7 protein-coding genes and 2 pseudogenes are annotated in these 5,217 nt (G+C 57.5%); all 9 read right to left on the reverse strand.

Features of this window, described 5'->3' with window-relative positions:
• Nucleotides 1–547 (reverse strand): annotated as a pseudogene (locus M7R55_RS01500) (2,3-bisphosphoglycerate-independent phosphoglycerate mutase); the annotation flags it as partial.
• Between the two features lie 65 nt (nt 548–612).
• Nucleotides 613–1,713, reverse strand: coding sequence for a twin-arginine translocase subunit TatC (tatC, locus tag M7R55_RS01505; RefSeq protein ID WP_298217860.1), 1,101 nt, complete (start codon nt 1,711–1,713; stop codon nt 613–615).
• The gene (gene tatB, locus M7R55_RS01510; RefSeq protein WP_298217861.1) at nt 1,710–2,336 is read right to left on the reverse strand and encodes a Sec-independent protein translocase protein TatB; all 627 of its coding nucleotides are present in this window, start codon (nt 2,334–2,336) and stop codon (nt 1,710–1,712) included. Before tatB ends, tatC begins: the two co-directional genes overlap by 4 nt.
• A 46-nt stretch (nt 2,337–2,382) precedes the next feature.
• Nucleotides 2,383–2,664: a Sec-independent protein translocase subunit TatA gene (tatA, locus tag M7R55_RS01515; RefSeq protein ID WP_298217863.1), complete on the reverse strand. Its 282-nt coding sequence runs from the start codon at nt 2,662–2,664 to the stop codon at nt 2,383–2,385.
• Nucleotides 2,665–2,688: 24 nt separating this feature from the next.
• On the reverse strand, nt 2,689–3,063 hold the full coding sequence (locus tag M7R55_RS01520; protein ID WP_298217865.1) for a phosphoribosyl-ATP diphosphatase: 375 nt from the start codon (nt 3,061–3,063) through the stop codon (nt 2,689–2,691).
• Nucleotides 3,050–3,460 carry a phosphoribosyl-AMP cyclohydrolase gene (hisI, locus tag M7R55_RS01525; RefSeq protein ID WP_298217866.1) on the reverse strand — a complete coding sequence of 137 codons (411 nt, stop codon included), beginning with the start codon at nt 3,458–3,460 and terminating at the stop codon, nt 3,050–3,052. The genes M7R55_RS01520 and hisI overlap by 14 nt, the downstream gene beginning before the upstream one ends.
• Nucleotides 3,457–4,230 (reverse strand): imidazole glycerol phosphate synthase subunit HisF, encoded by a 774-nt coding sequence (gene hisF, locus M7R55_RS01530; RefSeq protein ID WP_012823014.1) that lies wholly within the window; start codon nt 4,228–4,230, stop codon nt 3,457–3,459. The genes hisI and hisF overlap by 4 nt, the downstream gene beginning before the upstream one ends.
• A 38-nt stretch (nt 4,231–4,268) precedes the next feature.
• Nucleotides 4,269–5,024 carry a 1-(5-phosphoribosyl)-5-[(5-phosphoribosylamino)methylideneamino]imidazole-4-carboxamide isomerase gene (gene hisA / locus M7R55_RS01535; protein WP_298217868.1) on the reverse strand — a complete coding sequence of 252 codons (756 nt, stop codon included), beginning with the start codon at nt 5,022–5,024 and terminating at the stop codon, nt 4,269–4,271.
• Between the two features lie 36 nt (nt 5,025–5,060).
• Nucleotides 5,061–5,217, reverse strand: a pseudogene (hisH, locus tag M7R55_RS01540) (imidazole glycerol phosphate synthase subunit HisH); the annotation flags it as partial.

Here is a 5,217-nt window from a genome sequence, read left to right on the forward strand (position 1 = left end):
TGGCGATCGCGCCACCGGCGGCCTTCAAGCTGGCCTCGAGCTCCGGCAGATAGGAGCGTGCGGACTTCGGTGCGGTATCCCGACCATCGGTGATCATGTGCACCAGAGGACGCGCGCCATGGCGGCTGGCCAGGTCGATCAGGGCCAGCAGGTGATTGATGTGGCTGTGCACGCCGCCGTCGGAGACCAGTCCGATCAAATGCAGCGGGCGATGATCGGCCGCCGCCTTCTGCGCCGCTTCAACCAGTGCGGTATTCTCATAAAAGCTTCCGTCCGCAATGGCATCATCGATCCGCACCAGATCCTGACGAATCAGGTCGCCGCAACCCAGTGTCAAGTGCCCCACTTCGGAATTGCCCATCTGTCCATCCGGCAAACCACAGGCCCGGCCGGACGCTTCGATCACGGTATGCGGGTGATGCGCGAACAGATAATCGAGGTTGGGGGTGTGTGCCAGGGCGAAGGCATTGTTTTCGCGGCTGGGGTTGACGCCGATCCCGTCCATGATGATTAACAGAACGGGATTACGGGGGGCGGTTCGTGACATATGCTATTCCTTCATAAATAAAAAATCGGAGCGGGATGGCCGCCCGTCATCATTTGTTTTTCGACTCAAACCGGTCTGTCGGGCTTTTTGGGCGACGGATCGGATGGGTCGTCTGGTTCATTCTCCGGCTTGCTGTCCGTGGACGGCTGCTCGCCTTCTTCTGTGCGGCCGGAAGTATCCGATGAAGGTTTATCCTGATTTTCCGATGAATCGGACTCCAGACGGCGCTGATCAGCTTCCGCTTCATCAAAGGCCTTATCCATGTCCAGCGGTTCGTCAGCCCGTGTTTGCGCTTTGGCCTCGTACTCGGCATGGCGCGCGGAGACGGCCTCATCCGATTCATCATCCGCCGCGCCCGATTCTTCTGCCTCAACCTCGGCTGCGCGCGCCAGCTTGGCCTTATAGAAAAACCGGCTCACAAACAAACCGAACTCATACAACAGAATGATCGGCAGCGCCATCATGAACTGCGACAGCACATCCGGCGGGGTAAGGATGGCCGCAATGATAAAAGCGATCAGAATGGCGTAGCGGCGGAATCCAGCCAGTTTCTCCGGTGTCACCACACCCACGATCACCAGCAGGACAATCGCCACCGGCACCTCGAACACGAAACCGAAAGCGAAGAACAATGAGGTGACAAAACTCAGGTATTCCCCGATATCCGGCGCAAAATTTACGTCACTTGGCCCCGCCGTGCTCAGAAAACCGAACACCACCGGGAAGACGACGAAGTAGGCAAATGCTGCGCCAAGATAGAACAGAATCGTGCTGGAAAAAACCAGTGGCGCCACCAAGCGGCGTTCGTGCTTGTACAGACCCGGCGCGACGAAGGCCCAGAGTTGATACAGCAGGTAGGGAATCGCAATGAACACGGCTGTCAGCGCCGTCAGTTTGAGCGGAATGAAAAATGGCGAGGCAACCTGCACCGCGATCATCGTCGAGCCGGCTGGCATGTGACGCGAAAGCGGATCGGCGAGCAAGGTGAACAGTTCATTGCGGAACGGGAACAAGGCCAAAAAAAGCACCAATACAGCCAGAACGCCCTTAAGCAACCGATTGCGCAGCTCTACCAGATGCCCAAGAAAACCGGCCATGCCGGTTTCTTCGACTACGTCTGCAAGACCGTTTTTGTCCGCCTCTCGGGACGAATCGCGTTCAGTCATGATGTTTTGCTATCGGGTGAGGGTGAGGGTTTATTGGCATCAGCGGTGTCGGATGGCGCATCTACAGGTTCAGCAGGCGCGAAGGGACGTTTGAAGGCCTGCCCCGAACTTTCTTCAAGCATCCGGATTTCTTCGTCGAAACTCAATGGGACAGACGTATGTGCAGTCGGCTTTACCGCGCCCGATGTGACATCAGCGTCCTTGCCGATTGCGGCCTGCTTATTTTCGGCAGAAACAGGCTGCTCAACAGAGGCCGCATCATCGATGGCCTTCAGAGGGCCACCCGCTGCTTCTTGTTCTGACTGAGCGGCTGCCCGGAAGCTTGCCTCCGCGTCATCGACTGCACCCAGAACCTGACGCCCGGACTCGTTCACTTCCTGCCGAGTCTCTTCCACTAAGGCGCGCAACTTGGCAATCTCGGACTCCTGGGAGTTGAGAATGTCCTTCATATCCTGAAAGTTGAACTCGCTGTCCAGCTCGGCCTTTGCGTTCGCCACAAACTTTTTGATTTTGTGCACCCAGGTACCGACCGTCCGCGCAAGACCGGGCAGCCGCTCGGGACCGACCACAAGCAGGGCGATCACAAGAATCAGGAAGATTTCCCAAATACTAAATCCGAACACGGTTTGACCCTTGGTGCTGGCTTGGCTGCCGGTTTAACGGGCAACCTCAGCTTGGTTTGTTGCCAGACTGATCGTTCGAGTTTTGGCGACGAACGGCTTCACCTTCGATGACGCGGCTGGAGTCTGCTTCCTTATGCGCCAATGATTCCTTGCTGCCTTCACCTGCTGCGGTATCCGCGTCTTTCTTTTCTTCGTCCTTGACTGCGTTCTTGAAGCCCTTGATCGCGCTACCCAGATCGCTGCCCAGATTTTTCAGACGTTTGGTGCCAAACAGCAACAGTACGATCGCCAGAATGACCAACCAATGCCAAATGCTGAAACTACCCATTTTTCGCGCTCCTCAAATAATGAATCAATTCTTGATGTTACCAGTCTTGATGCCCCCAGACTTAAGGCTTTGAGGCCGACCGGCCTTTTCTTCAAGGCCGGACAAACCAAATCGCTCGCCCAGCTCATCAAGCACCGCCTGATGAGACAGGCCCGCATCGGCCAGCAACACCATACTGTGGAACCATAAATCAGCCATTTCACTGATGATGGCCAAGTTATCTGTGCTCACTGCAGCCAGCGCAACCTCGACGCCTTCTTCACCCACTTTCTGGGCTATCTTGCTCCGACCTTTGGCAAACAGTTGCGCGACATAGGACGAACCGGGATCGGCCTGCTTGCGCTGTTCGATCACGGCGGCCAACTGGGTCAACACGCTCTCTGTATCATTCGTGGCCATGCGCGCCTTCCCCGTAAATTTCGCCCGGTGATTTTAATACAGGATCGGTGATCTGCCATTGCTCATCGACCAAACGGCGGAAAAAACAGCTTTCCCGACCGGTATGACAGGCAATACCGCCGATCTGTTCAATCTGGAGCAGAATGACATCACCGTCACAGTCGAGGCGGATCTCCTGCACCCGTTGCACATGCCCGCTTTCCTCGCCCTTGTGCCAGAGCCGCTGACGGGATCGGGAGAAGTAGACCGCCTCCCCCGTGGCAACCGTTTGCTCCAAGGCGACTCGATTCATCCAGGCGAACATGAGGATGCGGCCGGTACGGGCGTCTTGCGCAATCGCGGGCACCAGACCATCGTCCGTCCATTGCACCGCATCGATCCATGCCGGTAATGTCATTGTCGCACCTCGATTCCTGCTGCCGCCATGTTCGCCTTAGCCTCGCTGATGCGATAGGTACCAAAGTGAAAAATACTTGCCGCCAGTACCGCATCGGCATGGCCTTGCAGAATGCCCGCCGTGAGATCGTCCAGATTACCGACGCCACCGGAGGCGATGACCGGCACCGGCACGGAGTCGGCAATCGCCCGCGTCAGCTCCAGATCGAACCCCTGCTTGGTGCCATCACGATCCATGCTGGTCACGAGCAGCTCGCCCGCACCATATTCGGCCATCCGGTTCGCCCATTCGACTGCATCCAAACCGGTCGGCTTGCGCCCGCCGTGGGTAAAAATTTCCCATCGCAGCGGCTCGCCGGGCTGGGACACGCGCCGGGCGTCAATCGCAACCACGAGGCATTGTGCGCCGATCGAGTCGGCAATTTCCTTGATCAGGTCGGGATTGAACACCGCAGCAGTGTTGATGGATACCTTGTCAGCACCGGCATTCAGCAATGAACGGACATCGGCAAGCGCACGGATGCCGCCGCCCACAGTCAGCGGAATAAAGACTTCTTCTGCCACCTGCTCGACGACATGACGCATCGTGTCCCGCCCTTCATGGGAAGCGGAAATATCCAGGAAGGTCAGCTCATCCGCGCCTTCGAGGTTGTACCGGCGCGCGGCCTCGACCGGATCGCCCGCGTCGCGCAGCGATTCGAACTGAATACCCTTGACCACGCGCCCATCGGCCACATCCAGGCAGGGAATAATGCGTTTGGCCAAGCTCATGAATCCATGCTCATTGTTTTTGGCTCATTATTTCTGGCTTATTCGGTAAAAGGCGGGACGCCACAACGCTCATCAATCCGTGACTGAGCCATGCCGAGGTCGATACCGCCCTCGTACAATGCGCGCCCGATAATGGCTCCGGCCACGCCGTCGTCCGCCGCATCAATCAACCGATCAATATCGGCCATATCCGTCATGCCCCCGGAGGCAATAATGGGAATACGCACCGCGCGTGCCAAGGCCCGGGTCGCCTCCATATTCGCGCCCTGCATCATGCCGTCACGAGCGATATCGGTGAAGACGATGGAAGAAACGCCATCCTGCTCAAAACGACGCGCCAGATCGGTGGCATCGGTATTCGATGTCTTGGCCCAGCCATCAATCGCGACCTTGCCGTCGCGCGCATCGAGCCCGACGATGACGTGCCCCGGAAACGACAGACAGACATCGCTTACAAAATGGGGGTCGGAAACCGCCTTGGAGCCGATGATCACATAGGAAACACCCATCGCGAGATACTGTTCGATGGTTTCTTCCTCGCGAATGCCGCCGCCAACCTGGATCGGCAATTCAGGAAAAGCCGCGCAGATCGCCGCAATGCTTTCCCGATTTTTCGGGCTACCCGCAAAAGCGCCATCCAGATCGACCAGATGTAAACGCCGGGCACCCGCGTCCACCCAGCGTTGGGCCATCGCCACCGGGTCATCCGAGAATACGGTGTCGTCGTCCATACGACCCTGCTTGAGTCGCACACACTGGCCAGCTTTCAAATCAATGGCAGGAATCAACAGCATCAGAAGCGTCCTCGATACGCAAGAGAGCAAACGGGTTCAGTCGAAACGACCGTCCCAACGGGTAAAGTTTTTCAGCAGAATCAGCCCGTCATCGGCGCTCTTTTCCGGGTGCGACTGGATCGCAAAGACAGAGCCACGCGCCAATGCGGCGGTATAACGCAGGCCGTATTCCGTTTCGCCCACCGTCAACGAC

The sequence above is a fragment of the Halothiobacillus sp. genome (assembly GCF_027346185.1).
In the GTDB taxonomy this organism is placed as follows: domain Bacteria; phylum Pseudomonadota; class Gammaproteobacteria; order Halothiobacillales; family Halothiobacillaceae; genus Halothiobacillus.